Below are 12804 nucleotides of genomic sequence, written 5' to 3'. Positions count from 1 at the left end.
GTGCGTCAGGTGGTGCGGACGCCCGCGAGGGCGGCCCGGAGGTGGCCGTGGGAGTCGGCCAGGAGCGTGGCGGCGGTGGGGCCGTCGACCCCGCCGAGGATGGTGAGGATGGCGTTCTTGACCTCGCCGTCGGTGGCGGCGAGCGCCGTCTCGATCTCCTCGTCGGAGGCGCCGGTGGCGAGGGAGACGATCCGGCGGGAGCGGGCGCGCAGCTTCTCGTTGGACGCGCGCACGTCGACCATGAGGTTCCCGTAGGTCTTGCCGAGCCGGATCATCGTGATCGTCGAGAGCATGTTGAGGACGAGCTTCTGCGCCGTCCCCGCCTTGAGGCGGGTGGAGCCGGTGAGCAGTTCGGGCCCGACGACGATCTCCAGACCGTGCTCTGCCGCGGCGGCGAGTCCGGAGCCCGCGTTGCAGGAGAGCCCGATGGTGAGCGCGCCCTTGCCACGGGCGTGCTCGACGGCACCGATGGCGTACGGGGTGCGGCCGGAGGCCGAGATCCCGACCACCGTGTCGTCGGCGGTGAGGCCCAGGGCGTCGAGGTCGGCGGCGGCCAGCTCCTTGCTGTCCTCGGCGCCCTCGACGGCCTTGACCATGGCGGAGGGGCCGCCCGCGATCAGGCCGATGACCTCGGACGGGTCGGTGTTGAAGGTGGGCGGGCACTCGCTGGCGTCGAGCACCCCGAGGCGCCCGGCGGTGCCGGCGCCCGCGTAGATCAGCCGGCCGCCGCGTGCCATGCGCTCGGCGGTCGCGTCGATCGCGGCGGCGATCTGCGGAAGCTTCTCGGCCACGGCGGCGGGGACGGTGGTGTCCTCGCCGTTCATGATGCGGGCTATCTCCTGCGTCGGCAGCTGGTCGATCTCGGCGAGCTCCGGCCTGAACGCCTCGGTGGTGAGGGTGTCGAGCTGCGCGCGCAGTGCGCCGTAACCGTCGGGGGTCGGGGCGTCGGCGTTCGCGTCGGTGGTGGAGGTCATGGACAGCGGCTCTGCTTTCTCGGGCTCGTGCGGTTCGGCGGGGACGGGACCGGGCTGCCGGGGTCAGCGGCTGCGCGGGGTGTGGCGGTGGGCGAGCGCCTCGTAGGAGGCGGACAGGGCGGGCGCGGCCGTCTCGTACGTCCGCTGGGCCACCCCTATGAAGAGGCAGTCGACGACGAGGAGCTGGCTCGTGCGGCTCGACATGGCGGCCGGCCGCAGCTCGCTCTCCCGGGCGGTGGACGTGGTCAGCACGTGGTCGGCGTACTGCGAGACCGGCCCGTCGGGGCGGCCGGTGATCGCGATCGTCGTCGCGCCGCGGTCGAAGGCGACCCGGAGCGGCTCGATGACGTCACCGGTGGAGCCGGAGTGGGTGATCGCGATGGCGACGTCACCGGAGCGGAGCTGCACCGCGTTGGTCACGGCGAGGTGCGGGTCCATGTGGGCATGGGCTATCAGCCCGATGCGGAGCAGCTTCTGCGCGAGGTCCTGGCCGACGAGGGAGGACGCGCCGACGCCGTAGATGTCGACACGGCGGGCGGTCGCGGCGGCGGCCACGGCGGCGCCGAGCTGCACGGTGTCGAGACCGGCGGCCGTGTCGGCGAGGGTCTGCTGCTCGTCGTAGGCGAGCTTCGTGACGACGTCCGCGATGGGGTCGTCGACCGCGATGTCGGCGGTGACGGCGGGCGCCCTGCCGGACTGCTGGTGGGCGGCGAGTCCGGCGAGCGCGAGACGCAGGTCCCGGTAGCCCGGGTAGCCCAGCAGGCGGGCGGTGCGGACGACCGTCGCCTCGCTGGTGCCGGTCAGTTCGGCGAGTCCGGTGACGGTGAGGGCGGCGCACCCGGCGGGGTCACCCGCGACGGCTTCGGCGACCCGCTGCATGGAACGGGTCATGGACGGAGCGAGGGTCCGCACCTTGGCAGCGAGGGCCGCAGGGGCGGGCGGGGAGTCCGGGTTGAAACTTTCCTTCACATCATTGGTCACATTTGAAAGATATTTTCACCGAGGAATCCCGTCAACCCCCCTTTGGTCCCTACCTCTGGAGGATCGGGCTCGGCCGTTCGGGCGGCTTCGGGCGGCGGGGGACAATGGGGCCATGGAGTTGAACAGCCTGGAACAGGAGCTGCACACCGCGCGTGCGCTGGTGATGGCCGACCTCGTCGCGGGCGATGTGGCCGATGCCGGGATCGTCTCGATGGTCGAGGACGCGATAGTCCACCGCCGGTGGTGGGTGGAGCAGTGGCCCGAGGGCGTGTCCTTCGTCACCGGTCTCGTGGCGCAGGACGTCCAGGACGCGCTGCTCGAACAGCACGGACGCTGGCCGCTGTGCCCGGTGTGCACGGAGGAGGGGCCGCACGCCCTGGACGTCGAGCCCGAGCTCGGTCCCGATCCGCACTGGGTCTGCACGAAGGCGACGGTGTCCGTCGCCCCGGTGGGTTCGCTCGCCGAGGTGCTCGGCCGGTGACCGTCTACATCGACCCGCCCACGTGGCCGGGGCACGGCCGACTGTGGTCGCACCTGGTCAGCGACGTGTCGTTCGAGGAGCTGCACGCCTTCGCGGCGGCCATCGGCTGCCCGCCCCGAGCCTTCGAGCGCGACCACTACGACGTGCCCGAGGCGCATTACGCCGACGCGGTGCGCGCCGGGGCCCTGGAGGTCGGGTCGAAGGAGATCGTGCGCCGGCTCACCGACGCCGGGCTGCGGCGGCCGAAGGGGCGGCCCGCTCCCGGGCGGCGGCCCGCCTCGAACTGACGGGCCGCCCCGGGCTGACGGGCCACCACGGCGCCCGCGTCCCGCTACAGGCCCGCGCCCCGCTCCACGGCGACAGCCTGCTCGGAGCCGGTGTGCCGCTCCCCGCCCGGGTGCGCCGGTGCTCCGGCGATCCGCCGGGACGGGGCGCCGCCGCGCAGCCGCAGCGAGACCGTCACGGCCACCAGGCCCAGCACCAGCATCGCGGCGCCCGCCCAGGCGGTCGCCCGGAACCCGAAGTCCGCGTCGATGACCGCACCGCCCAGCCAGGGGCCGCTCGTGTTGCCCAGGTTGAACGCGGCCGTCGTCGTCGCACCCGCCAGCGTCGGGGCGACCCCCGCGACGTTGAACATCCGGGCGTTGAGTGCCGGGGCCGTGTAGAAAGCGGAGAGCCCCAGCAGGAACGCCAGGACCACGACGGCGATCTGGTTCGACGCGAAGAGCGCCAGCGCCACCAGGAAGACCGTCGAGGCGCTGATACCGCTCAGCAGCACCCCGAACAGGTGCGCGTCCGCGACCCGCCCGCCGATCGTCGTACCGATCAGCGCGCCGACGCCGAACAGCCCGAGCACCCACGGGACCCAGCCCGAATCCAGCCCCGCCACGTCCGTGAGCAGCGGCGCGAGATAGCTGAACGCGCAGAACACGCCGCCCGCCGCCAGGGCCGTGATCACGATGGACAGCCACACCTGGCGGTCCCGGTAGATCGCGACCTCACGCTTGAGCTGCGGCTTCTCGTCCGGCAGCGGAATGCGCGGGATGCGGGTGACGACACCGACGAGGGCGATCGCGGACGCGGCACCCACCGCCCAGAACGCCGAACGCCAGCCGAAGCTCTCCCCGAGGAACGCCCCCAGGGGGACCCCGAGGACGTTCGCTATCGACAGTCCGCCGATCATCACGGCCATCGCCCTGGCCCGCGCGTTCACCGGCACCATCGCGATGGCGACCGCGGCGCCGACGGCCCAGAACCCCGCGCACGCCAGGGCGCTCACCACCCGGGAGACGAACAGCACCTCGTACGTCGGTGCCAGCGCGCCCGCGACCTGGCCCAGCCCGAAGACCGAGATGAGCGCGATGAGGGTGGTGCGGCGGGGCAGCCGGAGCGTGGCGACGGCGAGCAGCGGGGCGCCGACCACCATGCCGATCGCGAAGGCGGATATGAGGAGTCCGGCCTTCGGTATGGACACGTCCATGTCGTCCGCGATGGGCGGCAGCAGTCCGGACAGCATGAACTCACTGGTACCGAGGGCGAATACCGAGAGGCCGAGGATGTAGACGGCCATCGGCATACGGGGACGGCTGGAAGCAGAGTCGGGCATGACAGTGGCCAACAGTGCTCCAGTCCCTGTCATTCCCTTGTCTCACCGGCTGAGAAGCTCCAGTTCGGTGGTCAGGTTCTGCCGCGCCCTCGGTTCCCACTCCCGCACCCCGTGAGGAGTACGGAACAGCCGGGGCAGTTCCAGCAGCTGTCGCAGGACGGCGGAGCGCCCCTCGCGGAACGCGTCGTCCGGGACGAAGCCGTACTCCTCGCGCACCTGGGCCGCGTACGCCGCGTACTCCTTGGGCGCCGAGGCGAGGATCGCGAGATCCGCGTCGCAGAGGACCTCGCCGTTGGTGTCCCCGTCGGCCGGGTCGTGCGTGACGGTGAGCCGGACCAGCCGGGCGACCTCGGCCGTCGCGGCCCCGGAAACACCGGCTTCGGGCAGGGCGCGCTCCGCGAGAGCCGCGCTGCGCTCCTCGTTCTCGGAGCGGTCGGGGCGGTAGACGGCGTCGTGGAACCAGACGGCGAGGCGCACCAGCTCCGGGTCGGAGGCATGGCCGGCCAGGGTGTCGACGCGGTCGAGGACCTGCGTCAGATGGGCGGTGGTGTGGTAGCGCCGCTGGGGTTCCGCCCAGCGGTCCAGGAGGTTGTCCGCGTAGGGCGTCGGATCGGGGCCCGCTCCGCCGCGTACCGCGAGCAGGGTCTCGCTCCAGCGGTCACGCAGGGCGCCGCCGGGCCGCGGGTCGCCGCCGGGCCGCGGGTCGTCGGAGGGGCCGGTCTCGGAGGTGGCGCTGTCGCTCATACGCCGAGGGTAGGGCGTGCGCCCGGTGCGCCCTGCGTTCCCCGGCCGGGGAACGCAGGGCCCTGTGTCCGTTCAGCGACCGGGTGCCGTGTCCAGGGCCAGCGCCGCGTACGTCGCCAGCCAGTGGTCCGAGGAGAAGTCCCCGGAGGAGACCGTCGGCAGCCCACGCGTGAGATGGGCCTCGGCCGAGGCCAGGAGCGCGGTGCGGGCCGGGCCGTCCGGGAGCGCGCCGGCGATCGTGCGGAGGGCGGCCGCCCGGCTCAGGGTGAGACCGAGGAGGTGGCCGATCTGGGGGTCGGCGTGGTCGGAGACCACCGGCGGGTCCAGCAGCGTGGAGTCGGGCGCCGCGGATACCAGGGCAGGCAGGAACGCGGCGATCCAGGCGCGGAACTCCGCCACCGGCAGCACCCGGCGCATCGCGTCGGCCTCGGCCAGCGCGGGGGAGAGGAAGTCCTGGCCGGAGGGCTCCCAGTGGGCGGGGGCGTCGTGGTCGTCGGTGAACCAGGTCCGCAGCCGGTCGGCCGCCGCGTCCAGGACCGGCGCGGGCAGCCCGGCTGCCTCGCCCGCGTCGAGGATCAGGCCCAGACCGAACGCGCTGTTGTTGTGGACGCCGTGCCGGACCGGGTACGTCGCCTTGGGCAGCCAGGCGGCCAGCAGGTCGCCGACCGCGGCCACGCCGGGGGCCAGGGCGTCGGCCCAGCGGTCGCCGTCGGGTGTGGCGAGGGCCCGGCACTCCCCGGCGAGCGCGATCAGCCAGGCCCAGCCGTAAGGGCGCTCGAAGTGCGTCCGGCCCCGCAGGTAGGCCGCCTCGACGTCGATGTTCTCGCGGGTCAGGTGGGTGTCGAGCACCTCGCGGATACGGGTGGTGAGGGTCGCCGGGAGGTCGCCGGTGGCGGAGAAGCGGCGCATGAGGCGGACGAGCAGCCAGTGCATGTGCACCGTCGAGTGCCAGTCGTAGCCTCCGTAGAACGCGGGGTGCAGCGTGCGGGGCGCGACGAGTTCCTCGGGCCCGGCGTAGAGGTGGGCGGGCGCGTTGGGGTACTCGCGTACGACGTTGGCGAGGGCCAGTTCCGCGAAGGGGACGGCGTACGCGGCGGGGAGCGCGGGGGACATCGGGGTCACTCCAGAGGGGTGGGGTGGGGCGGCGGCTCGGGTCAGGGGTGCTTCGGGCGAGGCGGCGGGCGCGGCCCGGGTCAGAAGGCGAAGAGCGCCATGATCACGACGTTGCAGACCAGCAGGGCCGCCGCAGTGGGGAGCTGCGCCTTGATCGGGCCGTACTGGTCCTTGAGTTCGAGGAGCGCGGCGGGGACCAGGTTGAAGTTGGCGGCCATCGGCGTGACGAGCGTGCCGCAGAAGCCGCACAGCATGCCGATCGCGAGGACGGCGGGCGCGTTGCCGTTCATCTGCTCGATCAGGACGGGCCAGCCGATCGCGGCCGTCATCACCGGGAACGCGGCGAAGGCGTTGCCCATGACGATGGTGAACAGCGCCATCCCGCCGCAGTAGACGGCCACCGCCACGAGCCGCTGACCGTCCGGCAGCACCGCCTCGGTGATCCTGCCGACCTGGTCACCGACACCGGCGGTCTGGAAGATCGAGCCGAGGACGGAGAGCAGCTGGGGGAGGAGGAGCGCCCAGCCCATCGATTCGAGCATGTTGCGGCCGGAGTGCAGCGGTACGGAGACCTTGCGTTCGCGCAGCAGCACCATGCCCACGGCCAGCGCGGCGATCGCGCCGACGCCCAGGCCGAGAATGGTCTCGTACCCCGGCTCCAGGACCGGTTCGCCACCGATCTTCCAGTTCTTCACGAGCGTCGCGCAGATCATCGCGACCACGGGGATGGTGAGGGCCGGGAGGAACAGCTTGTTGCCGAAGCGGGCGGCCGAGGCGGCGCGCTTCTCGCGGGGCGGCGTGTGCGACTCGCCCTTGCCGGTGAGGCCGAAGCCGCCCAGGACGATCAGGACCAGGACGACGACGCCCAGCGGTTCGGCGGGGAGGGACTCGTCGACGACCCCGGTGGAGTAGAAGAACGCGGCGCCCAGCAGGCCCCAGAAGGCGGCGGAGCCGAAGCGCTTCGGGTTGGTGCGGTCCATGGCCATCTGCGCGGCCATGACGAGGAACACCGCGCCGACCAGCCAGAAGAAGTACTCGGACTTGATCACTTGGCGTCCTCCGTGCGGGTCCCGGCGTGCGCCGCCAGGTCGTTCTCGGCCGCGGTGACGGCCAGTTCGCGCTCCAGCTGCCGGTCCAGGTTGAGCAGGCGGGCCCCGTGGATGAGGAAGGCGCAGATCGCGGAGGGGATCGCCCACAGAGCCAGGTGCAGCGGTTCGAGGTGCTGGTCGTACGTCGAGTTCACGAAGCCGGTGATCAGCAGGATGGACCCGATGGCGATGAAGCAGTCCTCGCCGAAGAACACGCCGATGGTGTCGGCCCCGGACGCGTGCGAGCGGACCTTCTCCCGCAGCTTCTGCGGAAGCGGACGGCCCGCCTTGGCCTCGGCGGCCGCCTCGGCCATCGGGGCGATCAGCGGCCGCACGCTCTGCGCGGGGCCGCCGATGCTGGTGAGCCCGACGGAGGCGGTGAGCTGCCGTATCAGCAGATAGAGGGTCAGGAACCGCCCGGTGGTCAGCTTGCCGAGCTTGCCGATGAGGGTACGGGCCTGTTCCTGGAGCCCGTAGCGCTCCAGGAGCCCGATGACGGGCAGCGTGATCACGAAGACGGTCACCGAACGGGCGGAGGCGAAGCTGTTGCCGAACGAGGCCAGCACCTCCTGCGGCGAGAGCTTGCCGAGCAGCCCCGTGATGATGCCTGCGGCACCCACCACGAGCAGGGGATTGCGGCGGGTGGCGAATCCGAGGATCACCACGAGCACGCCGAGGAGAACGATCACGCGTCGGCCTTCTTCCGCGCAGGGACGTGGCGGTGCACGGTCCTGGTCAGACGGGGGTGTCAACGCGAGACCCTAGAGTCTTGTTCAACAATTTCACAAGGGTGTGAGCTACATCGATCGGAATCCACAGTTCCGTAGGGTGTGAAGGTGGGTAGTTTGCCCTTATATCGGCGTGAATGCGGGGAAATATCGGCCCGTCAGGAGCCGGAGCGCCGTGCGTGGATCATGGAACGATTCCCGGCTACCGCTCGGTGAGCCGCTGTGCGTAGGCCTCCGCCAGCTGGCGCCGGGAGTCCTCCAGGTAGAAGGCGAGCATCCGCTCGGCGCCCGCCGCGTCCCCCTTGGCCAGCCGGTCCGTGATCTCGCGGTTGCGGGTGAGGTAGGGCTCGTGGAAACGGCGCGGGTCGGCCATCACATGGAAGGCCAGCCGCAGTTCGGCGAGGACGTTGCGCATCAGCTCGTCGGTGCGGGCGCTGTTCGCCAGGCCGGCCAGTGCCTGGTGGAAGCGGATGTTGGCGGTCGAACAGGCGGGCCAGTCGTCGCGGAGCGCGGCCTGCTCGCCCGACGACACCGCCGCCTCGACCGCGCCCAGGTCGAACGGCGGCTCGCCCAGGGCCCGCAGGGCCGCGCACTCGACGAGGAGCCGCACCCGGTAGATGTCGACCAGGTCGTCCACGGCCAGGACGCGGACGAACACGCCCCGGTTGAGGCGGTGCTCCAGGAGGCGTTCGTGGGAGAGCAGGCGGAACGCCTCGCGCAGCGTGTTGCGGGACACGGCCAGCGCGCCGCTGATGCTCTCCTCGGAGAGGCGGCTGCCCGGCGGGAAGTAGCCCTCGGTGATCCGGTCCCGCAGGACGGCGGCGACCCGCTCGGCCGTCCCCGACCGCTCCAGGGAGGTGCTGTGCGCCGCCAGTTCCGAGAGGTCCGGTGTGCCGCCGTTCCGCCCGCCGCCCGATGTCCCCGCCATGTGCCCTGTCCCCTGCCTCACGCCTGTCACGCCTGTCACGCCTGCCGCGCCTGCCGTACCGTCGCTCCTGCCGCGCGTCCGCCGTGCCTGATGTCCCGTCGGCCGTGCGCGGCGCGCCGTGCTCAGTGAACCGTACGAGGGTCTCGCCCGGTGGGCGGGCTCTTGTCAGATTGTTGAACAATCGCTAGCGTGCGCCCGTGACGGATCTGACGAGTGTGACGCCCCCGGTGCGGCCGATGGACCTCAACGCGGACCTCGGCGAGGGGTTCGGACGCTGGACCCTCACCGAGGACGAGGCGCTGCTGGCCTGTGTCACCAGCGCCAATGTCGCCTGCGGCTTCCACGCGGGCGACGCCTCGGTGATGCGGCGGGTCTGCGGGACGGCGGCGGAGCGGGGGGTCCGCATCGGCGCCCAGGTGTCCTACCGCGACCTCGCCGGATTCGGGCGCCGCTCCATGGACGTACCGGCGGCCGAGCTGACCGCCGAGATCGCCTACCAGATCGGCGCCCTGCGGGTGTTCGCGGAAGCCGCCGGTTCCACGGTCTCGTACGTGAAGCCGCACGGCGCCCTCTACAACCGGGTCGTCCGGGACGAGGAGCAGGCCGCCGCCGTCGTGGCGGGCGTGCTGCTGGCGGGTGGCCGGCCGGCGGTCCTCGGGCTGCCCGGGTCGCGGTTGCTCGCCCACGCGGAGGCGGCGGGCCTGACCGCCGTCGAGGAGGCCTTCGCCGACCGTGCGTACACCCCGCAGGGCACGCTCGTGCCACGCGGTGAACCGGGAGCCGTGGTGCACGACGCGGACGAGGTCGTGCGCCGCAGCGTCGGCATGGCCCTCGACGGGTCGGTGGCCGGGGTGGACGGCAGCCGGATAGCGGTCAGGGCGCGGTCTCTCTGCGTGCACGGCGACACCCCCGGTGCGGCGGCGCTCGCCCTGCGGGTCCGCGCGGCGTTGGAGGAAGCCGGCGTCCGTGTGCGGGCGTTCGCATGAGCGGCGTCAGGGTGCTGGAGGCCGGGCCCCGCGCCCTGCTCGTGGAACTGCCCTGCGGTGAGGACGCGGAGGCCTTCCACGCGGAACTGCTCCGCCGGCGGGCCGCCGGCGAGCTCCCCGTACGCGAGATCGTCCCCGGCGCCCGGACCGTGCTGCTGGACGGGGTCGAGGACCGCGCGCTCGCGGGGCGGCTGAGGTCGTGGACCGTGCCGCCGCTCGACAGGGGGGAGGGGGAGGCCGTCGAGATACCCGTCGTCTACGACGGACCCGACCTCGCCGACGTGGCCGAGGCCTGGGGGGTCGCCGTCGACGAGGTGCCCCGCCTTCACGCCCGCACGGAATTCCGGGTCGCCTTCTGCGGGTTCGCGCCCGGCTTCGGATATCTCACGGGACTGCCGGGGCACCTGAGCGTGCCGCGCCGGACGACGCCACGGACCCGGGTGCCGGCCGGTGCGCTGGCCCTCGCCGGCCCGTACACCGGGGTCTATCCGCGTACGTCGCCCGGCGGCTGGCAGCTCATCGGGCGGATGCCCGGGCCCGAGGCGCTCTGGGACCCGGGACGCGAACCCGCGGCCCTGCTCGGCCCCGGGACCCGGGTGCGCTTCGTGCCGGCGGAGGTGCGCGGATGAGCGCGGGCATCGAGGTGGTCCGGGCCGGCGCGCTGACCACCGTGCAGGACGAGGGCCGTACCGGCTGGGCGCATCTCGGCGTGCCCCGCGCCGGAGCGCTGGACGGCCCGGCCCGCCGGCTGGCCAACCGGCTCGTCGGCAACGCCCCGGACGCGGCGGTGCTGGAGACCACGCTCACCGGGTGCGCGGTCAGGGTGACCGGGAACCGGCCGGTGTGGGCCGTCGTCGGCGGGGCGCCGTGCCGGGTCACCGTCGACGGCCGCCCCGTCGCGTGGGGCTCACCCGTGCGCGTGCCCGGGGGAGCGGTGCTGGACGCCGGCCCCGCGGTGCACGGGGTGCGCGGATACCTGGCGTTCGCGGGTGGCCTGGTGCCCGAGCCCGTGCTCGGCAGCCGATCCGCCGACCTGCTCTCGGGGCTGGGCCCGCCGGTCCTGCGCGAGGGGCACGTCCTGCCGCTGGGCAGGCCTGGTGACACCCCCGGCGTCGACACGGTGCCGTGGCCCGGCGTCCCCGCCGAGCTGGTGCTGCCCCTGCACCGGGGTCCACGCGACGACTGGTTCACGGACCGGGCGCTGCGCACCCTCACCACGGCCGTGTACCGGGTCTCCGAACGGAGCAACCGCATCGGTCTGCGTACGGAGGGCCCCGCCCTGGGCCGTGCGCGGGGCGGCGAACTGCCCAGCGAGGGCATGGTGCTGGGCGCCGTCCAGGTGCCGCCGGACGGGCTGCCCGTGGTGTTCCTCAACGACCATCCGACGACGGGGGGTTACCCGGTCGTGGGCGTGGTCGCGGCATCGGCGCTGGCGGGGGCGGCGCAGGCGGTCCCGGGGACGCCGGTGCGGTTCGTCGACGCGTGACGGGAGCCTCGGGGGAGGCACGCCGGGGCCGGGCCGCCTTCACGTTACCGAAGCGTAACTTACCGGTGAGTTACCTCAGGTAACGCCTCGGTGCTAGCTTGCGCTCACCCTTCATCGGAGCAGTGCGAGGAGTGAGCCGTGAGTCCGCGCAGGATCGCCCGTTCGAGCTCGATCACGAACGCCCCCCACCGTCCTGAACCCCGTCGGCGGGGACGCCGCACGGGTCGCCTGCTCGCCGCCTCGGTGGCCGCCGCCGCGTGTCTGGCCGCATCGGCCGTACCTGCCTCGGCCGCCGGTTCCGCCGGGTCGGAGCCGGTGGTCTCCCGGGGCGTGACGATTCCCGCCTTCTACACCCCGCCGGCACGGCTGCCCGCCGCCGACGGGTCCCTCGTCCGCACGGAGCCGCTGCCTCTCGGGCTGAGCCTTCCCGGCCTGGACGGCCGCCGGCTGCCCGGCACCGCGACCCGGCTGATGTACAAGTCGACCGACGCGGGCGGCGGGCCCGTCGCCGTCACCGGCGCGTACATCGAACCGGCCGCCTCGTGGAAGGGCGGCGGTCCCCGCCCCCTGGTGGCGCTGGCCTCGGGGACGATGGGGCAGGGCGACCAGTGCGCCCCCTCCCTGTCACTCCAGCACCCGCTGACCGTCGGCGAGGGCACGGTGTCCATCGGCTACGACAACATCGCGGTGTACCGCTTCCTCGCCGCCGGTGCCGCCGTCGTCGTCACCGACTACGTCGGCCTCGGCGCGACCGACCGGCTCCACACCTACGTCAACCGGGTCGACGAGGGCCATGCCCTCCTGGACGCGGCGCGGGCGGCCCGCTCCGTCGCGGGCGCGTCGGTCACCGCCGCCTCGCGTGTCGGCCTCTACGGCTACAGCCAGGGCGGTGGGGCCAGCGCCTCGGCCGCCGAACTCCACTCCGCCTACGCCCCCGACGTCAATCTGGCGGGCACCTACGCGGGAGCCCCGCCCGCCGACCTCACCGAGGTCATGAAGGGCATCGACGGCAGCGCCCTGGCCGGCGCGCTCGGCTGGTCGATCAACGGCTTCGTCCAGTCCGACCCCTCCCTGAAGGCGATCGTCGACGCGCACACCAACGACGTCGGCAAGGCCGCGCTGAAGGACACCTCGACCATGTGCGTCGGCGACGCGATCCTCGGCCACGGTTTCACCGACAGCAGGAGGTGGACCGCGGACGGCAGGCCGATCGCCGACGTCATCGCGGCCGAACCGAAGCTCCAGGAGGTCCTCGCCCGGCAGCGCATCGGCAACCTGAGGCCGACGGCCCCGGTGCGGCTGGCGACCGGGGTGCACGACGACATCGTCGGCCACGAGCAGGCCAGGCAGCTGGCGGTGGACTGGTGCCGCAAGGGTGCCGACGTGACGTACGAGGCCGTCCTGCTGCCCAACCTCGGCGACAAGATCCTCACCAACCACCTCGCGCCCTACCTCACCGACCAGGGCGCCGCCATCTCCTGGATGACGGACCGGCTCTCCGGCAAGAAGGCGTACTCCAACTGCTGGTCGATGCCGGTCCAGCCCTGACGTCCCCACCCCGTGACCCCCGAGGCCGCGGCGCGTCCGCCCCACGGACGCCGCCGCGGTCCCGCGTTTCCGCGCGGACACGTTCGGAGGGAGAGCTGCGCCCCGGGTGACCGACCCGTAGTCTGGTTATTGGACTAGACC

14 protein-coding genes are annotated in these 12804 nt (G+C 73.0%); 6 read left to right on the top strand and 8 right to left on the bottom strand.

Annotated features, from left to right (window positions below; genetic code table 11):
* Positions 1–5 precede the first annotated feature (5 nt).
* Entirely contained in the window at positions 6–974 is a 969-nt protein-coding gene (gene murQ, locus IA22_RS0116385) for an N-acetylmuramic acid 6-phosphate etherase (RefSeq protein ID WP_014154836.1), read from the bottom strand.
* A gap of 63 nt (positions 975–1037) precedes the next feature.
* Entirely contained in the window at positions 1038–1955 is a 918-nt protein-coding gene (locus IA22_RS0116380; RefSeq protein WP_014154835.1) for a MurR/RpiR family transcriptional regulator, read from the bottom strand.
* Between the two features lie 112 nt (positions 1956–2067).
* Here IA22_RS0116380 and IA22_RS0116375 point away from each other — a divergent pair, with 112 nt between their 5' ends.
* Positions 2068–2436: a hypothetical protein gene (locus IA22_RS0116375; RefSeq protein WP_014154834.1), complete on the top strand. Its 369-nt coding sequence runs from the start codon at positions 2068–2070 to the stop codon at positions 2434–2436.
* Positions 2433–2723 (top strand): DUF4031 domain-containing protein, encoded by a 291-nt coding sequence (locus tag IA22_RS0116370; protein ID WP_014154833.1) that lies wholly within the window; start codon positions 2433–2435, stop codon positions 2721–2723. Before IA22_RS0116375 ends, IA22_RS0116370 begins: the two co-directional genes overlap by 4 nt.
* A gap of 44 nt (positions 2724–2767) precedes the next feature.
* Here the strand turns inward: IA22_RS0116370 and IA22_RS0116365 are convergent, their stop codons facing one another.
* The 6 genes from IA22_RS0116365 to IA22_RS0116340 all read right to left on the bottom strand — a co-directional run bounded on the left by IA22_RS0116365 (position 2768) and on the right by IA22_RS0116340 (position 8643).
* On the bottom strand, positions 2768–4012 hold the full coding sequence (locus IA22_RS0116365) for a Cmx/CmrA family chloramphenicol efflux MFS transporter (protein WP_234318687.1): 1245 nt from the start codon (positions 4010–4012) through the stop codon (positions 2768–2770).
* 72 nt (positions 4013–4084) lie between these two features.
* The gene (locus IA22_RS0116360) at positions 4085–4786 is read right to left on the bottom strand and encodes an HD domain-containing protein (protein ID WP_030123993.1); all 702 of its coding nucleotides are present in this window, start codon (positions 4784–4786) and stop codon (positions 4085–4087) included.
* 72 nt (positions 4787–4858) lie between these two features.
* On the bottom strand, positions 4859–5899 hold the full coding sequence (locus tag IA22_RS0116355) for a DUF2891 domain-containing protein (protein ID WP_014154830.1): 1041 nt from the start codon (positions 5897–5899) through the stop codon (positions 4859–4861).
* A gap of 80 nt (positions 5900–5979) precedes the next feature.
* The gene (locus tag IA22_RS0116350; RefSeq protein WP_030123992.1) at positions 5980–6948 is read right to left on the bottom strand and encodes a DUF979 domain-containing protein; all 969 of its coding nucleotides are present in this window, start codon (positions 6946–6948) and stop codon (positions 5980–5982) included.
* Complete coding sequence (locus tag IA22_RS0116345; RefSeq protein ID WP_014154828.1) at positions 6945–7676, bottom strand: DUF969 domain-containing protein; 732 nt, start codon at positions 7674–7676, stop codon at positions 6945–6947. The genes IA22_RS0116350 and IA22_RS0116345 overlap by 4 nt, the downstream gene beginning before the upstream one ends.
* A 241-nt stretch (positions 7677–7917) precedes the next feature.
* Positions 7918–8643 (bottom strand): GntR family transcriptional regulator, encoded by a 726-nt coding sequence (locus IA22_RS0116340; protein ID WP_014154827.1) that lies wholly within the window; start codon positions 8641–8643, stop codon positions 7918–7920.
* Between the two features lie 236 nt (positions 8644–8879).
* Here IA22_RS0116340 and IA22_RS0116335 point away from each other — a divergent pair, with 236 nt between their 5' ends.
* The 4 genes from IA22_RS0116335 (at position 8880) to IA22_RS0116320 (ending at position 12663) form a co-directional block, all read left to right on the top strand.
* The gene (locus tag IA22_RS0116335; RefSeq protein WP_015578217.1) at positions 8880–9629 is read left to right on the top strand and encodes a LamB/YcsF family protein; all 750 of its coding nucleotides are present in this window, start codon (positions 8880–8882) and stop codon (positions 9627–9629) included.
* Positions 9626–10258, top strand: coding sequence for a 5-oxoprolinase subunit B family protein (locus IA22_RS0116330; protein WP_030123991.1), 633 nt, complete (start codon positions 9626–9628; stop codon positions 10256–10258). Before IA22_RS0116335 ends, IA22_RS0116330 begins: the two co-directional genes overlap by 4 nt.
* On the top strand, positions 10255–11115 hold the full coding sequence (locus IA22_RS0116325) for a 5-oxoprolinase subunit C family protein (protein ID WP_030123990.1): 861 nt from the start codon (positions 10255–10257) through the stop codon (positions 11113–11115). The genes IA22_RS0116330 and IA22_RS0116325 overlap by 4 nt, the downstream gene beginning before the upstream one ends.
* A gap of 138 nt (positions 11116–11253) precedes the next feature.
* Complete coding sequence (locus tag IA22_RS0116320; RefSeq protein WP_030123989.1) at positions 11254–12663, top strand: lipase family protein; 1410 nt, start codon at positions 11254–11256, stop codon at positions 12661–12663.
* The last annotated feature ends 141 nt before the right edge of the window (positions 12664–12804 follow it).

Source organism: Kitasatospora papulosa (assembly GCF_000717245.1).
GTDB classification, from domain to species: Bacteria; Actinomycetota; Actinomycetes; order Streptomycetales; family Streptomycetaceae; genus Streptomyces; species Streptomyces papulosus.
This window is presented reverse-complemented; position numbering and strand designations above follow the sequence as displayed.

Bases quoted from the DNA above. Each gene is read 5' to 3' on its own strand.
- murQ (WP_014154836.1), bottom strand. From the start codon at position 974: ATGACCTCCACCACCGACGCGAACGCCGACGCCCCGACCCCCGACGGT.
- IA22_RS0116360 (WP_030123993.1), bottom strand. From the start codon at position 4,786: ATGAGCGACAGCGCCACCTCCGAGACCGGCCCCTCCGACGACCCGCGG.
- IA22_RS0116330 (WP_030123991.1), top strand. From the start codon at position 9,626: ATGAGCGGCGTCAGGGTGCTGGAGGCCGGGCCCCGCGCCCTGCTCGTG.
- IA22_RS0116340 (WP_014154827.1), bottom strand. From the start codon at position 8,643: ATGGCGGGGACATCGGGCGGCGGGCGGAACGGCGGCACACCGGACCTC.
- IA22_RS0116335 (WP_015578217.1), top strand. From the start codon at position 8,880: ATGGACCTCAACGCGGACCTCGGCGAGGGGTTCGGACGCTGGACCCTC.
- IA22_RS0116365 (WP_234318687.1), bottom strand. From the start codon at position 4,012: ATGCCGATGGCCGTCTACATCCTCGGCCTCTCGGTATTCGCCCTCGGT.
- IA22_RS0116325 (WP_030123990.1), top strand. From the start codon at position 10,255: ATGAGCGCGGGCATCGAGGTGGTCCGGGCCGGCGCGCTGACCACCGTG.
- IA22_RS0116355 (WP_014154830.1), bottom strand. From the start codon at position 5,899: ATGTCCCCCGCGCTCCCCGCCGCGTACGCCGTCCCCTTCGCGGAACTG.
- IA22_RS0116375 (WP_014154834.1), top strand. From the start codon at position 2,068: ATGGAGTTGAACAGCCTGGAACAGGAGCTGCACACCGCGCGTGCGCTG.